The organism is Cupriavidus sp. 05T41 (assembly GCF_056396525.1).
In genome coordinates, this window is the sequence record NZ_JBFTLQ010000039.1 from 114005 (window position 1) to 132153 (window position 18149).

The window sequence follows — 18149 nt, forward strand, 5'->3', positions numbered from 1 at the left end:
GCATCTGCTTGAGCGCTTGGTCAGCATGGCGAAGCATTGGCGTACACGCTGGCCGCCGGGCCCGGCGTTTCGTATCGGAACTGATACAAAGCCGCCACACCGTGTCCATCAGGACGCCCCGCCGTGCTGGTAGAGTGTTCGCCTGGCGCAGGCAATGCGCCGCCTGCCTCGGCGCGCATCCCGCGTCGGCCGCCGTCCGGCGCGCCGCAAACCACGCAGCCAACGGCTGCCACCTGCCATACCGATATCCCGATGGACCTTTCTCCCGCCTCGCCCCTGCACCTGCTGGTCGTCGACGACGACCCGCAGATCCGCGCCATGCTGGCCGAATATCTCGCCACCTTCGGCATCGAAGCCGATGGCGCCGAGGGCGGCACCGCCATGCGCGCCGCGCTGGCCGCGCGCGACTACGACCTCGTGGTGCTCGACCTTTCCCTGCCCGGCGAGAACGGGCTGGCGCTGTGCCGCGAGATCCGCGAGCGCGGCGACCTGCCGGTCATCATGCTGACCGCGCGCACCGAACTGGCGGACCGCGTGGTCGGCCTCGAGGTGGGCGCGGACGACTACGTCACCAAGCCCTTCGAGATGCGCGAACTGGTGGCGCGCATCCACACCGTGCTGCGACGCACGCGCGGCGGCGGCGGCGCCGGCCCGAAGCGCCCGGCGGCGGTGGGCGGCCACGAAGTGCGCTTCGGCAACTGGCGGCTGAACACCACGCTGCGCCAGCTGGTGGACGGCGAGGAAACGGTGGTGCCGCTTTCCAACGCGGAATTCCGCCTGCTGCTGGCATTTATCGAGCATCCCAACCGGGTGCTGGACCGCGAGCTGCTGATCAACCAGGCGCGCGGCCGCGACCTGGACGTATTCGACCGCAGCATCGACCTGCTGGTCTCGCGCCTGCGCCAGAAACTGCGCGACGATCCGCGCGACCCGGCGCTGATCCGCACCGTTCGAGGCGAGGGCTATGTCTTCACCGGCACCGTCGAAGGCTGAGCGCGCGGGCTGGCTGGCCCGCCATGACTCGATGTTCGTGCGCCTGTTCCTGGTGATGGCGGCCATCATGCTGGCCGTTCACCTGCTGGGCGTCACCGTGATCGAAAGCGTATTCCCGCGCCCCGGCGCGAGCGGCTTCACGCTGGTGCCGGGCGACGAACCGCCGCCTCCGCCGCCGGGCGACGAGGGGCAACCCGGCGCGGGACCGCGCGCCGGCGGCCCGGGCGGGAATTTCGGCGCCGGTCCCGAAGCCAACAGCGCGCCGCCCCGGCACCGCCACCCGCGCGGGCCGCGCGGCTTTGGCCCGCCCCGCCTCGGGCTGCTGTTCCAGCTTGCCGCCATCATCGCCGCATCCTGGGCCGGCGCGCGCTTGCTGGCGCGCCCCGTGCAACGCCTGGCCAGCAGCGCCGGCCGGCTGGCGCAGGACGTGCACGCGCCGCCGCTGGACGAGGAGAGCGGCCCGGCCGAGGCGCGCGCCGCGGCCAAGGCCTTCAATCACATGCAGCGGCGCATCCGCACCCAGCTCGCGCAACAATCGCGGTTCCTGGCGGCGGTGTCGCACGACCTGCGCACGCCGCTTACGCGCATGAGCCTGCGCATCGAAGGCGTGGACGATAACCAGGTGCGCTATCGCCTGCGCCAGGACCTGGCGGAAATGAACGGGCTGATCGACGCCACGCTCTATTACCTGCGCGAACGCGACGGCAATGCCGCGCCGCGCCAGCGCGTGGACGTGCATGCCCTGCTGCAGGCGGTGGTGGACGATGCCAGCGAGATCGGCCAGGACGTCAGCCTGAGCGGCGACGCCGCGCCGCTGCTGGCCTATCCGGCCGAACTGCGCCGCGCCGTGGTCAACCTGGTGGAGAACGCGCACCGCTACGGCGGCAGCGCCCGCATCGAGCTGGCCGACAGCCCGGAGCGCGTGGTGATCGATGTGTGCGACAACGGGCCCGGCATTCCGCCCGAGGAAATGGCGCGCGTGCTGGAGCCGTTCTACCGGCTGGAGTCCTCGCGCAGCCGCGCCACCGGCGGAGTGGGCATGGGCCTGTCGATCGCCGCGGACATCGTCGCGCGCCACGGCGGCGAGCTGAGCCTGGCCAACCGGCCCGAGGGCGGGCTGCGCGTGCGCATCACGCTGCCGCGTGCCTGAGCGCTGCTGAGCATGCTGCGCGCCGCGCGCGCCGCGCGTGACGCCGGGGCGACGCGGACGCAAGTGCGCTGCACGCTCGATCGCGGCGGCTTGATGCCGGTCAACGCCGGCGGGGCCGGCCCCCTCTACGATGGGTCATCGAAATCCCATACGAAGGCCGCCCCATGCCTGCGACTGCCCCCGCCACGCCATCCTTCGCGCTGTCCTCCGAGCGCACCGCCTCCGCGGCGGACAGCCCGCCGCGCACCTGCTCCGGCAACTGCGGCGCGGCCTGCGCCGGCAAGCGGCCGGGCGGGCAAGACGCCCTGGCCGGTTTCCGCGCGCTGGCCGGGCGCATGGACATCAACGGGCCGCGCTACACCTCCTACCCCACCGCGGACCGCTTCCACGACCGCTTCGGCGAAGCGGACTACCTGCGGGCGCTGGCCGACTGCGGCGCGGCAGAACCAACCGACGGCCGGCAGGCACCGCTCTCGCTCTATGTGCATGTGCCGTTCTGCGAGAACATCTGCTACTACTGCGGCTGCAACAAGATCATCACGCGCGACCACCGCCGCAGCGGCCGCTACGTGGACTACCTCGTGCGCGAGATCGGCATGGTGGCCGCACGGCTCGGCGCGCGGCGCGCGGTGGTGCAGTCGCACTGGGGCGGCGGCACGCCGACCTTCCTCGACGCCGCCGAGATGCGCCGCGTGATGGGCGCCTTGCGCACGCATTTCGACCTGCTGCCCGAAGGCGAGCATGCCATCGAGATCGACCCGCGCCGCGTGGGTGAGGCGCAGATGGCGCTGCTGGGCGAACTGGGCTTCAACCGCATCAGCCTCGGCGTGCAGGATTTCGATGCCGAGGTCCAGCAGGCCATCCATCGCGTGCAGTCGCAGGCCGAAACCCGCGCCGTGGTCGATGCCGCGCGACGGCTCGGTTTCCACTCGGTCAGCATGGACCTGATCTACGGGCTGCCGCACCAGACCGCGGCGCGCTTTGCCACTACCGTGGAGCAGGTGCTCGCGATGTGCCCGGACCGGCTTTCGGTGTACAGCTACGCGCACCTGCCGCATGTGTTCAAGCCACAGCGCCGCATCGACGAGCGCGCGCTGCCCGCGCCCGCGGAAAAGCTCGACATCCTGACCGGCACCATCGCGCAGCTTACGGCGGCGGGCTATGTCTATATCGGCATGGACCACTTCGCGCTGCCGCAGGACGCGCTCGCCGTGGCCCAGCGCGAAGGCCGGCTGCAGCGCAATTTCCAGGGCTATTCCACCCACGCCGGCTACGACCAGCTGGGCTTCGGCGTGTCGTCGATCGGCGCGGTGGCCGGCCGCTATGTGCAGAACGCCCGCACGCTCGACGGCTACTACGCGGCGCTCGACAAGGGCGCGCTGCCGGTGATGCGCGGCTTTGCCACAGGCGGCGAAGACCGCCTGCGGCGCGACGTCATCGGCGCCCTGATGTGCAACGGCGTGCTCGACACGGACGCGGTGGCCGCCCGCCACGGCATCGACTTCGCGGCGCACTTCGCCACCGAACTGGCCGAGCTGGCGCGGCTGGCCGAAGACGGGCTGGTACGGATCGCAGCCGGGCGCATCGAGGTCACGCCACTGGGCCGGCTGCTGGTGCGCCGGCTGGCCATGGTGTTCGACAGCTACCTGCGCGACGACGCGGGCCGGGCCGGCAAGACCGCCGCGCCGGCCCGCAACGCTGATGCGGGTACGCCCGTGGCGATGCCGCTGCGCTACTCGCGCGTGGTCTGAGGCCAGCCCGCCGCGCCGGACCGGCGCCGCACCAATGAAAAAGCCCGCGGCATGCCGCGGGCTTTTTCGTCGGACCACGGCGCCGCTCACGCGGCGCATGGCAGCTTATTTCGAAGCGTTCGCCATGTAGTCCACCGCGGCGATCACGTCGGCGTCCGAGCCGGCGTAGCCACCCTTCGGCGGCATCACGCCCTTGCCCTTGAGCGCGAAAGCGTGCACGGCATCCATGCCTTCCTTCAGGCGCGGTGCCCAGGCAGCCTTGTCGCCGAACTTCGGCGCACCGGCAACGCCGGCGGCGTGGCAGGCGGCGCAGACCTGTTCGTAGACCTTCTTGCCCACTTCGGCCGAAGCCGGCGCGGCAGCTGCGGCGGCAGCCGGGGCCGCAGCAGCGGGTGCGGCAGCAGCAGCCGGTGCGGCAGCGGCAGCCGGGGCAGCGTCCGAAGCGGCAGCCGTGGCCGGCGCGGCGGCCGCGGGAGCGGCCGGTTCGGGGAACTTGCCGCCACCGGCGTCGGCCATGTAGACCACGGCACGGCCCAGTTCATAGTCCGAGTAGTCGTCGGCGGTGGTGCCGGCGCGTGCCTGCATGGCGCCCTTGCCGTGCAGCACCGAGTTCAGCAGCCCCTGGAAGCCCTGGCCGATACGCGGTGCCCAGTCAGCGGCGTTGCTGTACTTCGGCGCGCCTGCGGCACCGGTAGCGTGGCATGCGGCGCACACTTCCTTGTAGACCTGTTCGCCCGTCTTGTAGACACGCGGCGCATTGGGATCTTTCAGTTCGAGCGAGGCGATCGGCTTGATGCGGTCGTTGACGGCTTCGACGGTGGTCGACGAACCGGCGCCTTCCTTGGAACCGTGCCCGACGAAATTGACCAGCAGGATGATCACGATGATCGGCACCAGGAAGGCGGCGATCACGACAGCAATCAACTGCTTGGGGGTCTTGATGGGTGACTCGTGTTCTTCGTGCTCGTTGTGGACGTCGCTCATGCTCAACTCTCGATTTTGCAGGAAACCCGTAGCAGCTCGCGATCGGCTGCCTTGTCAGGCCGCTTGCCCAGTGGCCAACCCTCCCGGCCAGTTGTGCGCATCGGACCGTTATCCCTTCCCGGCCAGCCCGTGAAAGCGCCAGCAGGCGGAGCCAGCCGTCACCGTCCCCTGACTCCATGTGGACGCTGCGCAGCCCCGTTTGTACACAAATAACTCGCGATTATAGCCCCAAAGACCTACAGGATGGAGGCAAAAGCGGCTTGGAAGAGACGTCGCCGGACGTCGCCGCACCACCACCTGTGCGGCTGGCATGGACGCTGCGGGGCAAACGCTGTATGCTATGCGACTTTCCAGCGGCGCCATTCGCGCGCTGCCAGCGATGTACCCGCCGCGCCCGTAGCTCAATGGATAGAGTACTGCCCTCCGAAGGCAGGGGTTGCTGGTTCGATCCCAGCCGGGCGCGCCAATCCCTACAAGGGACTCCCGCTTTTCCCACCACCGCCGCGAAGGGCGACTGTAGCTAAACTGCAGCCAGCTTCGGTGCCGGCACCGTTGTCAGCGGCGTGACCCACTGTGTCAGGTGATCGGCCGACAGCCGGCGCCACCTCCCGGAGGGGCAACTGCTCGCCCGCAAGTTCCTCGATCTTGCCTTGCACCGACGTTCAATTCACCTTTCCGCTTCGGCGGCGCGGAGCATGAAGCCCCAAGAGCGTCTTGCTGAACCGGGTCTGGTAGCGCGGGAAGATCTCATTGCTCAGCAGCACGTCCGGGATTGGGCCGCCGAATGCCTGCGCCATTCTCACGATTGCCGGCAATGAGGGAACGACATGGCCGTGAATCCAGCCATGCATATTGTTCTTCGTAGATTCCGGGCATCTCCGCCAGCTTCCAGTACTGTCCATCCGCGACCTTGCGCGTCATCTGAAGCAAGATTCTTCACACCCGCCACATTTGCATCCGTGCCCGCAAGCCATCGAGCATGATCGAGAAATTCGCCGACGCCGACGCCGACGCCGCTGCCGCCTGGCGTGCGGCCGGTCCGCCAGGGGTTGCGCGTGATGCCGGCAAGCGCGCTTTCGGTGAGGCCCTTCGCGCCGGATTCGGATGTATTGGTCAGTCGGCCTTCGCGCCGGACAACCGGATCATCCGTTCGGTCACGGGCGAGGTGGCGTCGAAGTCGCGGCGGAATTCGGCGGAACTGGTGCCAAGCGCGTACATGCCGAAGACCTGGAAGCGCGCTTTCATCGACGTGGTCTGCACGGCTGCACGCACTTCCTGCTCGAGCCGGTCCAGCACGGCGGGCGGCACATTTGCCGGGGCCAGCATCCCGGCCCAGCCGACAGGCTTGTACTCGGACTGCGGGAAGCCCGATTCGGCCATGGTCGGTACGTTCGGCAGCTCCGCCGGGCGGCGGTCACCAAGTACAGCGAGCGGACGCAGGCGGCCGTTCTGGAAATGCGGCCCCATCACGCCCACGGTGCCGATGCCCCAGTCCAATTGCCCGCCGATCAGGTCCTGCACCATCGGCGCCTCGCCCTTGTACGCGGCATGCGTCATGTCGAGCCTGTTCGACTCGCTGAAATACGAACCCATGATATGCGCCGCCGAGCCCACGCCATACGAGCCGTAGGTCACGCTGCCCTTGTGCTGCTGCGCCCACGCCACGAACTCCTTCACCGTCTTCGCCGGCACCTTCTGCGGGTTCACCGCAAGCACGAGTTGCCCGGTGCAGATCTGCGACACGAAGCTCAAGTCGCGTTTTACGTCATAGGGCACCTTCGAGTACATGAAGGGCGCCGTGAGCAAGGGGCCGGAATGCGTAACCAGCACCGTGTAGCCATCGGGCGCGGCGCGGGCGACGTACTGCGTGCCGAGCATGCCGCCGGCGCCCGGCCTGTTATCGACGATGATTGGCTGGCCCATGCGCTTGCTCATCAATTCGGCGAGCGCCCGCGCGATGGAATCCATGGCGCCGCCCGCCGCGGAGGGAACGACGAAGGTGATCGGACGGCTCGGATACGTGTCGGCCCGGGCCGCCACGCTGCAAACCAGCGCGGCGACGCCGACCATTGCTTTCCATTTCATCTGCTGCCTCCCTGCCTCGTTTGGTTCGATTGTCTCGCTCGTCTCGTTTATCTCGCGACCGTGCGGCTCACACCGGGCGATCGCCGATGATCGTCGCCCGCATCATGCGTCGCACGGCTGGGAAATAGTCCTGGATCGCGTAATGCTGGGTGGAGCGGTTGTCCCAGAAGGCGATGGTGTTCGGGCGCCAGCGCAGCCGCATCTGGTATTCAAGGATGGCTGGCTGCCGGAGCAGATAGTCGAGCAGGTCCTGCTTCTCGGAATGCGATTCAAACGCACCGCGCACCGGATTGCACGTCCTGAAGTTGGCAAAGTGGGTGACGAAGCCGCCATTGACGTAGAGGATCTTTTCGCCGCTCTCGGGGTGGGTGCGCACCACCGGATGCGTGGCGGGAGGAAACTGCCAGCGCTGCTCGGGGGTCATCTTGTCGCCGAAGGCCGGGCCGATGTCGTGCACGGCCAGCAGTCCCTCGATCTGCTGCTTGCGGTGCTCGGGCAGCCGCTCGTAGGCCAGCGCCATGTTGACCCATACGGTGTCGCCGCCAATCTCGGGGCACTGCACACAGCGCAACATCGACGCCATCGACGGAATTTCGCGCCACGACACGTCGCTGTGGTAGCCGTTCTCCATCGCGGGGCGCTTGTCGTCGCCACCGAGCAGCACGAGTTCGGGAAGCGCGTCGTGGTGCGGGAAGGTGGGATGGATCTCCAGTTCCCCGAAGCGGCGCGCCAGCGCCACGTGCTGCGCGGGGGTGATGTCCTGGTCGCGGAACACCAGCACCTTGTGCTCCACCAGCGCCTGGCGCAGGGCGGCGATCGTGTCGTCGTCGAGGGGCGCCGCGAGGTCGATATTGCCGATCTCGGCACCGATCGCCGGCGAAATACGGCCGACGGTAAAGGTGGAATGCAGCGCGCCGGGGCGAACCACGGCGGGGGCGGACATCGTGGCTTGCGCAGCGTGGACGCCATTCATGGCCTGTCTCCAATTTATAATGGTGAATATATTTTGGGCTTGTCCCCTGAGCGGACGCAACCAGTAGTTCGGGGGGGCAGGGGAAAACCACGACGAGACATAAGCGCGGGAAAGACATGACAAGACACAAGGCCCTGGCCGCGCTGGATGGCCAGCCCGGCTTCGTTCCTCCGCGCTACACCCGCGCCGGGCGGACGACAGACGCCCTTCTGAAGGCGGGGCGCGAGCTGCTGTGCGAGCGCGGGCTCGACAGCGTAACCATCCAGGAAGTGTGTGCCGCGGCGTGCGTGACCACGGGGGCGTTCTATGGGCGGTTCGACAGCAAGGAAGCGTTCTTCCGCGCCCTGCAGGCAGTGGCGGAGGAAGACTCGCGTCTCTCGATGCGGGCGCGTCTCGCCACGTTGAAGGAAGGAGAGTGGGTCCTGGAGACGGCCGTTCACGCGCTGTTGGCCGAATTGCGTCGCGTCGTGCTGCGCCACCAGGGGGTGTTGCGGGCGACGATCCTGGAAGCGCGGGGCACCGCATGGCCCCGCTTCAAGGAAGGTCGGCACGCATTCATCGAGGAGGCCTTGCCGCTGCTCGTGCCGTTGCACGGCGGAGCCGACCCGGCGCTGCTGGAGCGGCGCATCCGGATCGCCTTCCAGTTCGCCGTCGGGAGCATCATCAATGCGATGCTCAACAATCCCGGGCCACTGCGGCTGGCGAGCGGCGAATTCGATGAAGAGCTGGCGCGGGCGTTTTGCGCTTACCTGCGCGCATGACCTCCCGTGTGCCGGTCTTGCCTCAACCGGGCCCGCCACCAGGTATGCATCGGTCCGTCGATCGGGAAGTCGTTCGAGAAAGGGCAAATCAATGTCCGGCTACTGTCGGACTGGTTATTCATGGCCTGAGGTCTGAAGGGCCGAAGATGCGCCGACATGCGCTGGCGGCTCGCCTCGCATCGCAGCTTCCCGGGGCGCCCGGCGGCAGGCGTCGAGCCACTCCCAATCGCGATTGCGATCCCGATTGCGCCCGGCAGTCTCACTGCGCCTGCGATCTCGCGGCCGTCCATGCGTCCCTGGCAACGAGGTAAGGCATCGGGGCCAAATGCCTTCAATCCGGCACCGCCCGGCATCGGCACGCCCCGCGCTTCGGCGTTACCGAACCTTTCTGCCCACAACGCGATACGGATTCGGCACCCGATGCGTGCCGGCTGCTTTCACGCAACGCATGGCGGCTTGTCGCGGTCTCTTCGCCGTGTCCCAAATTAGCAAATGGATGTCCCAGGAAAGCAAGCGCGGAAGTCGGGAGCCCCAGATACTCGTTCTCCAGAAGCCAGGCACTGAACTGTCCCTGGATTCACCAGACTGCAGGAGACGAGAAAATGAAAATCAGGCAAATCACCCCCGCCATCGGGGCCGAGATTTCGGAAGTTGATCTCGGCGAGGCATCGCGCGACCCGGCGCTCTTCGCCGAGATCAAGGTGGCGCTGCTCAAGCACAAGGTCCTCTTTTTTCGCAAGCAGGCCATCACGCGCGCGGAGCACGTGGCCTTCGCGAGCGGCTTTGGCAAGCTGGAAGACCATCCGGTGGTCGGCAGCGATCCGGACTATCCGGGCCTCGTGCGCGTGTACCGGAGTGACAACCCGCACAGCTACGAGAACAACTACCACTGCGACGGCCTGTGGCGCCCCAACCCCGCAATGGGGGCGGTGCTGCGCTGCATAGAATGCCCCGAGATCGGCGGCGACACCATCTGGGTGAACATGGTGAAGGCGTACGAGGAACTGCCGGAGGAGATCAAGCAGAAGATCGACGGCCTGCGGGCCAGGGCCAGCATCGAGCAAAGCTTCGGGGCTGTCATGACGCCGGAAGCGCGCGCCAGGCTGGTCCAGGAGCATCCGTCGGTGGAGCACCCCGTGGTGCGCACTCATCCGGAGACCGGCGAGAAGATCTTGTTCGTCGGCGCGGGGTTCTCGACGCACCTCACCAACTACAGCACGCCGGCGAACGTGCGCCACGGCATCGACAAGGCGCCCGGCGCCTCCTTGCTGCTCAACTACCTGATCAGCCGCGCGACCATTCCCGAATATCAGGTCCGCTGGTCGTGGCAAGAGGGCGACGTCGCGGTCTGGGACAACCGCTGCACGCAGCACTACGCACTCAACGACTACTGGCCGGCACCGCGCAAGATGGAGCGCGCCGGCATCGTGGGCGACACCCCCTGCTGATTCGCACACAGCCCCTCTTTCCGGAGAATCACCATGAATTTCCTCGACGGTCACCTTTTTCCCGAAAACCAGCAACCGCTGATCATCACGGCCGCACCTTATGCCCCGGGCTGGCTGCCCTCCGACTTCCCCGAGGACATTCCCGTCACGATGGAAGACCAGATCCAGAAGGCGGTGGACTGCTATAACGCCGGCGCCACGGTTCTGCACCTGCACGTGCGCGAACTCGATGGCAAGGGCAGCAAGCGCTTGTCGAAGTTCAATGAACTGATCGCCGGCGTGCGCAAGGCGGTGCCGGAAATGATCATCCAGGTGGGCGGCTCCATTTCCTTCGCCCCCGAGGACGAAGGCCAGGCCGCCAAGTGGCTGTCCGACGATACCCGCCACATGCTGGCCGAGCTGGATCCCACGCCGGACCAGGTCACGGTGACGGTCAACACCTCGCAAATGAACGTCACCGATCATGCGGAAGACGCGGACTTCCGGGGTACCTCGCGCGCGAATCCGGCCAGCTTCAACGCCTACAAGGAAATGACGGTGCCCGCGCAGCCAGGCTGGGTGGAGGAGCACGTCCGCCGCCTGACCGCCAAGGGTATCCAGAGCGCCTTCCAGTGCTACAACACCAACAGCTTCGAGTCTGTGGAGCGGCTGATGCGCCGCGGTTTCTACAAAGGGCCGCTGGTCATGAACTGGGTGGCGATCGGTGGCGGCATGGATACGCCCAACGCGTACAGCCTCGCCAATTTCATGCGCGGCGTGCCGGACGGCGCGGTCGTGACGGTGGAGAGCAACGTGCGAAACGTGCTCCCGGTCAACATGATGGGAATTGCCATGGGCCTGCATGTGCGATGCGGCACGGAGGACGTGCTGTGGAACCAGAGGCGTACCGCGAAACAGAGCACCGTGAAGCAGATCGAGCAACTGGTACGCATCTCGCACGAATTTGGTCGCGAGATCGCCACCGCGAAGCAAGCGCGGGAGATCAGCAAGATCGGCGTGTTCTACGACTCGGTGGAGGAGTCCTTGCAGGCCAACGGCTTCGCGCCCAACCGAAATGGCGGCACTCAGGGTTTCCTGCGCAAGACGCAGTGAGACGCCCAGCCCGCCCGCCGAGCGACGCTGCCACGCGATACGTGCTTCGCTACCGGCCACGCATGCCGATTGCGGAGACCACCCCGCATCGGTAGCGGCCGGTCCGACAGAAAGGAGACCGCAATGAAACGCCTCACCAAGATTGCTAGCCAGGCCCTGGCGCTCACGTTCGCCATTGGCGCGTGGATGCCGGCCATGGATGCCGCCCAGGCCGCCGGATGGCCAGCCAAGCCTGTGCGGATACTCGTTGGCGCGCCGCCGGGCGGCACCGCGGATATCGTGGCTCGCCTCCTTGCCTATGAGTTGCAGGGCCCGCTTGGCCAGACTGTTATCGTCGACTACAAGTCTGGCGCGGCTGGCGTCGTCGCCGTCCAGGGCCTGCTGTCCGCGCCGCGGGACGGATACACATTCCTGTTGATCCAGAAGGGGATTGCCGCCGAAGTGCCGCACGCCATCAAGGTGTCCTACGATCCGTTCAAGGACATCGTGCCGATTGCCCAGCTCACCCGGCAGGGCCTCATATTCGTCGGGAACCCCGCTTTGCCCGCGAAGAATCTTGCCGAGCTGGTCACGTACATCAAGGCGAACCCGGGCAAGATCGACTACGCGAACTTTGGCATCGGCTTGCGTGGTCAGACGATCGGCGTGCAATTCAATCGTCTCGCCGGACTCGATACCGGTGCCGTCAGCTACAAGGGGTCCCCGCCCGCACTACAGGACATCATGGGCGGACAGGTGCCTCTTATGTTCGACGGCCCGGCAACGTCGTTGCCGTTCATCAAGTCCGGAAAGCTCAGGGCCTTCGCGGTGGCCTTCCCCCAGCGGATCTCCGCGCTTCCCAACGTTCCCACCTTTGCAGAGCTGGGCTATCCCGATCTCAATGAAGTGGGCTGGATGGGGCTCTGGTCGGCGCCAGGTGTGCCGCCGGCCGTGGTGGCCAAAATGCGCGAGGCCACGCTCAAGGCCATGCAATCGCCCTCGCTACGGCGAAAGATCGAAGACCTGGGTATGGAAATTGGCTCGCCGGCTACCTCGGAGGAGCTTTCAAGGGACGTGCGGGAATCCTACGAGCGCCAGGGCAAGCTATTGCGCTCGATCCACTTCACCCCGGAGTGATGACTCCCGAATCCGGTCGCCGTGCGGATGAAGTTCATTGCATACGTCGTTGCGGCGCCGGAACTCGCGACCGCCAACGCATCGCGACAAGCAGCAACTGAAAGGCAGGCAGGCGCTGGCGTCACGACGCCAGCAGGACGAGATCAACAGGAGGCAGGATGAAATCAGTACGCGTATTGCCCGGCGCCGACGGTGGTCGGCTTGCGGTGCAGGACATTCCGGTTCCGCGGCCGGGCCCCAACGAGGTGTTGGTCCGGGTGCGTGCGTCGGGGATCAACTATGGCGAGATCAAGTACATGCGGGAGCATCGTACGGGCGCCCCGATGACCGCCGGCGTCGAGTTTGCGGGCGAGGTCGAGAGCGTTGGCGACCAGGTCAGCGGTTGGCGCGAAGGCGACCGGGTCATGGGCCATGGCCGCGGCTGCCACGCCCAATATGTGGTCGCCGCCCCGCTGGCGCTGATGCCGGTCCCGGAGGATGTGTCGTGGATCGACGCGGCAGCGTTCCCCAATGTGTTCATCACCGCCCATGACGCGCTGGTCAGCAACGGTGAGCTGAAGGCCGGCGAGTCGGTGTTCATCAATGGTGCCTCGGGCGGCATCGGCATGGCCGCAATCCTGATCGCGTCGGCACTTGGCGCCCGGCCGGTGATCGCGTCTTCGAGGTCGGCGGAAAAGCTGGAGCGCCTGCGCGGCCATGGGGTGGATGTCGGCATCGATGCATCCCGCGAGCCCCAGGTCGAAGCCATCATGGCTGCCACCGGCGGCCGTGGCGTTGACGTCATCATGGATACCATTGGCGGCTCGGTCTTCGAGGACCATATCAAGAGCCTTGCGGTAAAGGGGCGCCTGGTCAATCTCGCGCGGCTGGGCGGGGCCAGCACGGCGCAGGTCGATATCAACCTGCTGTGGCTGAATCGCCTGAAGCTGATGGGTGCCACGTTCCGCACGCGCAGCGAGCAGGAGCGCGTCGAGTGCGTCCAGGCTTGCGCGCGCGATCTGCTGCCGTACTTCCGTAAAGGCAAGCTTCGCCTGCCGATCGACCGCACATTCCCGATGGATTCGATCGGTGAAGCGTACGCCTACATTGAGCGCAGTCAGCACATGGGCAAGATCGTGCTCATTGCCGACTGACGGCGGGAACCGGGCGGCGACGCCTCAGGGTTGAAGCCGCCGCATTTGCCGAATGGTCGGCCGTCTGCATGCGCCATTGCGTGACGCTGCAGCCAAAGGCGGCACGGAACCAATGGCTGAAGCTGCTCTGGTTCGAAAATCCCATCAGGCCCGCGACCTCGCCGATTGGCAGGTCGCTCTCGCGCAGGTGACGCATCACCAGCTCCGAGCGCACTTCGTCGAGCACGACCGAAAAGGTCAGCCCTTCCGCGATGAGATGGCGATGCAGCGTGCGACGATCGATGCGCAGGTGCCGCGCCACCTGCTGGGCCGTGCAGCGTCCACCCTGGAGCAGTGCCATGATCAGTTCGCGGCACGATTCGCGCATGCCGTCGCCGCGGCGCCTCAGGGCTGCGTCGAGGTAGTCGCGCGCCAGTTGCGTAGCCCCTGAGTCGTCGGGCGTGCGCGACTTGTCCAGATCGGCCGCCGCGCAGACCATGCCGTTGAACGACTGGTTGAACATCGGGTTGCGGCCAAAAAACGCGCGGTGGGCCGACATGTCGGCCGGCGGACGGTGCGTGAAGCAAATCTGTTGCGGCCGCCACTGCGGGCCGATCAGTTCGCGCAGGATGCGAAACATCATGGCCACGCTCAGTTCCATCGCCTGGCGAGTCGCCGGGCCCGGGCCGGGCAGCAGGTCTTCGCTGATGACGACGGTTTGGCCGACATCCTCGATGCGCATGATCAGGGAGGGGCTGAGCAGCTTCAGGTAACGGCACAAGGCATCGAGCGCCTGCCGTGGCGAGGGCTCTTCCTTGAGCACCAGGCTGATCGGTCCCAGGTTGGAGAACGTGCGGCGCGCCGCCAGCCGCAGCGCAAGGTCTTCCATGCCCGTGGCGCTTGCCGTGACTTCCAGCAACTCGCGCAGGGCATGGCTGGGGATGACCGCACCGGGTTCCCGGAGCAGGCGCGCCGACAGCCCCACCTTCCGAAGGAACGTCCCGGGATCACGCCCAAGCGACTCCATCAGCTCGATGTAGCCGTTCAGGCTGGCACTGCGAACAAGTCGTCCGACGTTTGGCATGGCGGTGGCTCCACGTGCGCCGACACGATTCCGGAGCTTTCGGATGGGATCAAAGAAGCGGGCGCGCGGCGGGCCGCACGAGAGAAGTATGCCTCAATGCGCGGCCTTGCCTCGTGCCGGTCCGCAGCGGTGCGGGATGGCTTCGCCTGGCCGGACGGATTCCCACGCGGGGCTAGCGAGGCGGATCGGTCCCGGGCGGATCGCCCTGACGCTTGTTGCCGGTCAGCATGGCGGCAATCAGGTTCTCGCGGTGAAGCCGTCCCATCGCGATGGCGGCCATGACATGGAGCGCGACCAGGCCCATGAGGATGTAGGCCAGCACGCCGTGCAGGCGGGTAACCCAGTCCTCGCCCCAGTAGGCGTCGAGGCGGGACATCCAGCCCGTCGCCGCCAGCGCGAGGATCAGGAACCAGAGCGCAAGCATCATCACGGCACCAAGCGGGCTATGACTGAGGTAGCGCGGCGGATGGCCCGTTGCCAGGGCCTTGCAATAGGTGGCGAGGCCGGACGGGCCCGGCACCCAGCTGGAGAACCGCGCGGGCTTGCTGCCTATCGCGCCCCAGGCCAGGCGGACGAGCACGAGGCCGGCCGCCACGTAGCCGAGATTGCGATGCAGCGGGCCGCCCGAGTCCTCGTACAGATCCCACAGGACCAGGGCCGCCACGCACCAGTGCGTGGCGCGCACGACGCGGTCCCAGACGCGAACGGAGGCGGCAGCCGTCATTGCGGCGGGACCGGCGCGCGGCTCGCTTCCCGGCTTACTTCTCGATTTCCGATTTGACCACCTCGAGCGTCTTGGTGTCGTAGTAGATCTCGGCCTTCTTGCCCTCCTTCGTGGTGCCATAGATCTCATAGCAGTTGCCGTCCACCTTGAACTTCTTGATGGTGTAGCCCTGCGCTTCGATCTTGGCCTTGGCGTCGGCCTCCTTCATCCATTCCGCCTTGGGATGGGCAACACATTTGGCGCTGGCGAAGGCGCCCGTCGAAAATGCGCCGGCCAGCAAGAGCAGGGCGATACGTTGCATAAAGGTCTCCGGAATGTGGATTGGCGCATCAGCATAGTGTGGATAAGAACGATTCGCAATACCGGGTTTCCCTTGACGCTCCCTTGGCGTTCCCTTGGCGAAGCGGGTGCCGCGAGGCGGGCCCGGCTTCGCCTCCCGACACCACGTCGACGCGCCTGGCCTTGCTATGATCCGTGCCATGGCGCCAGATATCCACATCCCCCACACCGAGTATGAGATCACCGCGATCCGCGCGCAGGGCGCCGGCGGGCAGAACATCAACAAGGTGTCCAACGCGGTGCACCTGCGTTTCGACGTGCGCGCGTCGTCGTCGCTGGACGACGACCACAAGGCACGGCTGCTGCAGCTGCATGACCACCGCATCACGCGCGATGGCGTTGTGGTGATCAAGGCGCAACAGCATCGCAGCCTGGAGATGAACCGCGAGGAAGCCGTGCGGCGCCTGCACGAGCTGGTGCGCAGCGTGGCCACGCCGCCGCGCGCGCGGCGGCCCACGCGGCCCACCTTCGGCTCACGCATGCGGCGCCTGGAGGGCAAGAACCAGCGCAGCCAGGTCAAGGCGCAGCGCGGCAAGGTGCTCGACTGAGCGCGCGGCGCGTACCCGTGCCTGCGTGCGCATATCCATATCGGCTTTCCTTCGTTCCGTTTTCCGCCACGGCGCCTAAGCTGGTCTGACATCCCCGCGCTCGCCGCCCATCGGCTTGACAGGCGGCGCGGGATGCCCTGGGTGTCCGCATCGCCTCGATTGCCGTACAGCCCGCCACCGTTCAACGATGACGCAGCCATGGCAATCTACCTGGACGACATCCAGCGCGCGGAGATCGCGCGCGCCAGCCGCGCCTGGCTCTGGCGCACCGAACTGCCGACCTGGCTGCTGATCGCGGCGGTCTACGCGGCGTGGTTCGGCACCGCGCTCAACGCGGCCCGCCTCGGCCTGCCGCTGACGGCGGCGCTGCTGACCGTCGCCACCACGTGGTACATGTCGCTGCAGCATGAATTGCTGCACGGCCATCCCACGCGGCTGCCCTGGCTCAACGCGCTGTTCGGCGCGGCGCCGCTGGCGGTGTGGTTTCCGTACGGCCTCTACCGCCGCGAACACCTGATCCATCACGCGGCCGACCATCTCACGCACCCCGGGGCCGACCCGGAGAGCTACTTTCTGCTGCCTGGCGACTGGCAGGCGTCTGGCCCCGCGCTGCGCATGCTGCTGCGCTGGCGCAATACGATGGCCGGCCGCGTGCTGCTGGGGCCGGCGTTCGCCATCGCGCAGACGATGGCCGCCGCATGGCGACAGGTGCGCAGCGGCGACCTGCGCGATGTGCCGATATGGCTCGCGCACCTGCTGGCGCTGGCCGCGCTGCTGGCCTGGCTCGACCGCGCGTGCGGCATCGCGCCGTGGCTGATGCTGGCGGGCGTGGCGTATCCGGCGTTGTCGCTGTCGGCGGTGCGCTCGTTCCAGGAGCACCGGCCGCATGCGCTGCCGGCGCGGCGCAGCGTCATCAACGAGGCGGCGTGGCCGTGGCGCCTGCTTTTCCTCAACAACAACTATCACCTGGTCCATCATGACTTGCCGGCAGTGCCGTGGTTCGCGCTGGGCGGCATCTATCGCACGCGCGCGCCGGGCTACCGGCGGCGCAGCGGCGGCTTCGTGGTGAAGGGCTACGGCGAATGGCTGGCGCGCTTCGCGCTGCGCCCGGCCGCGCCGGTGGTGCATCCGCTGTTCCGCGACGCGCGCCGCCATGCCGCCGCGGTGGCGGCAACGGGTACGCGCGCCGGCAATGATGCGCGCGCGCGGCTGACAGGGTGAACGCGCATGGATGACCGCAGGCACTGGGTGGCCGCGCTGCCCATGTACAACGTGACGCCCGCATTGCGCGCGGACTGGCTGGCGCTGATTGCGCGCGTGGCGGACGTGCTGGCGCGCGGGCCCGATCCGCTCTACCTGCGCGCCGTCGACCCCGGCACCACGCACGACGCGCTGCATGCGTTCTGGCGCCGCCCGGACCTGCTGCTGTCGCAGGCCTGCGGCTACCCCCTGGTGCAGGGCCTGCAGCGCCATGTGCGCGTCGTCGGCACGCCGCGGTTCGATGCGCCGGGCTGCGACGGCGAGCACTACAGCAGTGCCATCGTGGTGCGCGCCGGCGGCCCGGCCACGCTGGCGGATTGCCGCGGCTTGCGCGTGGCGTACAACGACGACGCCTCGCACAGCGGCATGAACGCCTTGCGTCATGCGGTGGCGCCGCTGGCACGCCAGGGGCGCTTTTTTGCCGCCGCGCTGCGCACCGGCTCGCACCTGGCGTCGCTCGACGCCGTGGCGCACGGCGAGGCGGACGTGGCCGCCATCGATTGCGTCACGCTGGCCTTCGTGCGCGACCACCTGCCCGCACGGCTGGCGGCGCTGCGCCAGATCGGCGGCACCGCTTGCGCGCCCGGCCTGCCGCTGGTGTGCTCGCGCCATGCGAGCCCGGCGCTGAGCGCGCGCGTGGGCGATGCGCTGGAACAGGTCATCGATGCCGAGCCGGCGCTGGCGCAACGCTTGCGCCTGCGCGGCATCGCCCGCACAGCGCTGGCGCAC

The 18149-nt window shown here is 67.5% G+C and carries 18 protein-coding genes and 1 tRNA gene; 12 read left to right on the top strand and 7 right to left on the bottom strand.

Annotated features, from left to right (window positions below):
• Nucleotides 1-252 precede the first annotated feature (252 nt).
• The 3 genes from AC1DKV_RS22710 (at nucleotide 253) to hemN (ending at nucleotide 3894) form a co-directional block, all read left to right on the top strand.
• The gene (locus AC1DKV_RS22710; RefSeq protein WP_441612911.1) at nucleotides 253-993 is read left to right on the top strand and encodes a response regulator; all 741 of its coding nucleotides are present in this window, start codon (nucleotides 253-255) and stop codon (nucleotides 991-993) included.
• Nucleotides 965-2143, top strand: a complete 1179-nt coding sequence (locus AC1DKV_RS22715) for an ATP-binding protein (RefSeq protein ID WP_441612912.1) — start codon at nucleotides 965-967, stop codon at nucleotides 2141-2143. Before AC1DKV_RS22710 ends, AC1DKV_RS22715 begins: the two co-directional genes overlap by 29 nt.
• A 335-nt stretch (nucleotides 2144-2478) precedes the next feature.
• On the top strand, nucleotides 2479-3894 hold the full coding sequence (gene hemN, locus AC1DKV_RS22720) for an oxygen-independent coproporphyrinogen III oxidase (RefSeq protein ID WP_441613052.1): 1416 nt from the start codon (nucleotides 2479-2481) through the stop codon (nucleotides 3892-3894).
• Between the two features lie 105 nt (nucleotides 3895-3999).
• On the opposite strand, the gene AC1DKV_RS22725 is transcribed toward hemN, so the two are convergent.
• Nucleotides 4000-4878, bottom strand: coding sequence for a c-type cytochrome (locus tag AC1DKV_RS22725; RefSeq protein WP_441612913.1), 879 nt, complete (start codon nucleotides 4876-4878; stop codon nucleotides 4000-4002).
• A 390-nt stretch (nucleotides 4879-5268) separates the two neighbouring features.
• On the opposite strand from AC1DKV_RS22725, the gene AC1DKV_RS22730 reads away from it, so the two are divergent.
• Nucleotides 5269-5344: transfer RNA gene (locus tag AC1DKV_RS22730), tRNA-Arg, on the top strand.
• 196 nt (nucleotides 5345-5540) lie between these two features.
• On the opposite strand, the gene AC1DKV_RS22735 is transcribed toward AC1DKV_RS22730, so the two are convergent.
• The 3 genes from AC1DKV_RS22735 to AC1DKV_RS22745 form a co-directional block, all read right to left on the bottom strand.
• Nucleotides 5541-5729 (bottom strand): hypothetical protein, encoded by a 189-nt coding sequence (locus AC1DKV_RS22735; protein WP_441612914.1) that lies wholly within the window; start codon nucleotides 5727-5729, stop codon nucleotides 5541-5543.
• A 262-nt stretch (nucleotides 5730-5991) separates the two neighbouring features.
• Nucleotides 5992-6963 (bottom strand): Bug family tripartite tricarboxylate transporter substrate binding protein, encoded by a 972-nt coding sequence (locus tag AC1DKV_RS22740; RefSeq protein ID WP_441612915.1) that lies wholly within the window; start codon nucleotides 6961-6963, stop codon nucleotides 5992-5994.
• A 67-nt stretch (nucleotides 6964-7030) separates the two neighbouring features.
• Nucleotides 7031-7906, bottom strand: coding sequence for a TauD/TfdA dioxygenase family protein (locus tag AC1DKV_RS22745; protein WP_441613053.1), 876 nt, complete (start codon nucleotides 7904-7906; stop codon nucleotides 7031-7033).
• Between the two features lie 146 nt (nucleotides 7907-8052).
• Between AC1DKV_RS22745 and AC1DKV_RS22750 the strand changes: the two genes are divergently transcribed.
• The 5 genes from AC1DKV_RS22750 (at nucleotide 8053) to AC1DKV_RS22770 (ending at nucleotide 13486) form a co-directional block, all read left to right on the top strand.
• The gene (locus tag AC1DKV_RS22750) at nucleotides 8053-8697 is read left to right on the top strand and encodes a TetR/AcrR family transcriptional regulator (RefSeq protein ID WP_441612916.1); all 645 of its coding nucleotides are present in this window, start codon (nucleotides 8053-8055) and stop codon (nucleotides 8695-8697) included.
• Between the two features lie 602 nt (nucleotides 8698-9299).
• On the top strand, nucleotides 9300-10145 hold the full coding sequence (locus tag AC1DKV_RS22755; RefSeq protein WP_441612917.1) for a TauD/TfdA dioxygenase family protein: 846 nt from the start codon (nucleotides 9300-9302) through the stop codon (nucleotides 10143-10145).
• Between the two features lie 33 nt (nucleotides 10146-10178).
• Complete coding sequence (locus AC1DKV_RS22760; RefSeq protein ID WP_441612918.1) at nucleotides 10179-11237, top strand: beta-keto acid cleavage family enzyme; 1059 nt, start codon at nucleotides 10179-10181, stop codon at nucleotides 11235-11237.
• 123 nt (nucleotides 11238-11360) lie between these two features.
• Nucleotides 11361-12353, top strand: a complete 993-nt coding sequence (locus AC1DKV_RS22765; protein WP_441612919.1) for a Bug family tripartite tricarboxylate transporter substrate binding protein — start codon at nucleotides 11361-11363, stop codon at nucleotides 12351-12353.
• A 158-nt stretch (nucleotides 12354-12511) separates the two neighbouring features.
• Nucleotides 12512-13486: a quinone oxidoreductase family protein gene (locus AC1DKV_RS22770; RefSeq protein WP_441612920.1), complete on the top strand. Its 975-nt coding sequence runs from the start codon at nucleotides 12512-12514 to the stop codon at nucleotides 13484-13486.
• Here AC1DKV_RS22770 and AC1DKV_RS22775 read toward each other — a convergent pair.
• From AC1DKV_RS22775 to AC1DKV_RS22785, 3 genes are all read right to left on the bottom strand, one after another.
• Nucleotides 13473-14549: an AraC family transcriptional regulator gene (locus AC1DKV_RS22775; RefSeq protein ID WP_441612921.1), complete on the bottom strand. Its 1077-nt coding sequence runs from the start codon at nucleotides 14547-14549 to the stop codon at nucleotides 13473-13475. The two genes, AC1DKV_RS22770 and AC1DKV_RS22775, sit on opposite strands and share 14 nt — an antisense overlap.
• A 172-nt stretch (nucleotides 14550-14721) precedes the next feature.
• Nucleotides 14722-15273: a cytochrome b/b6 domain-containing protein gene (locus AC1DKV_RS22780; protein ID WP_441612922.1), complete on the bottom strand. Its 552-nt coding sequence runs from the start codon at nucleotides 15271-15273 to the stop codon at nucleotides 14722-14724.
• A gap of 34 nt (nucleotides 15274-15307) precedes the next feature.
• A complete protein-coding gene (locus AC1DKV_RS22785; protein ID WP_441612923.1) occupies nucleotides 15308-15574 on the bottom strand; it encodes a PepSY domain-containing protein in 267 nt (88 codons plus the stop codon).
• Nucleotides 15575-15752: 178 nt separating this feature from the next.
• Between AC1DKV_RS22785 and arfB the strand changes: the two genes are divergently transcribed.
• From arfB to AC1DKV_RS22800, 3 genes are all read left to right on the top strand, one after another.
• Complete coding sequence (arfB, locus tag AC1DKV_RS22790; RefSeq protein ID WP_441612924.1) at nucleotides 15753-16160, top strand: alternative ribosome rescue aminoacyl-tRNA hydrolase ArfB; 408 nt, start codon at nucleotides 15753-15755, stop codon at nucleotides 16158-16160.
• 198 nt (nucleotides 16161-16358) lie between these two features.
• Nucleotides 16359-17381 carry a fatty acid desaturase gene (locus AC1DKV_RS22795; RefSeq protein WP_441612925.1) on the top strand — a complete coding sequence of 341 codons (1023 nt, stop codon included), beginning with the start codon at nucleotides 16359-16361 and terminating at the stop codon, nucleotides 17379-17381.
• Between the two features lie 6 nt (nucleotides 17382-17387).
• Nucleotides 17388-18149 (top strand): phosphate/phosphite/phosphonate ABC transporter substrate-binding protein (locus AC1DKV_RS22800; protein ID WP_477138044.1); only part of this gene is annotated, 762 nt, incomplete at its 3' end.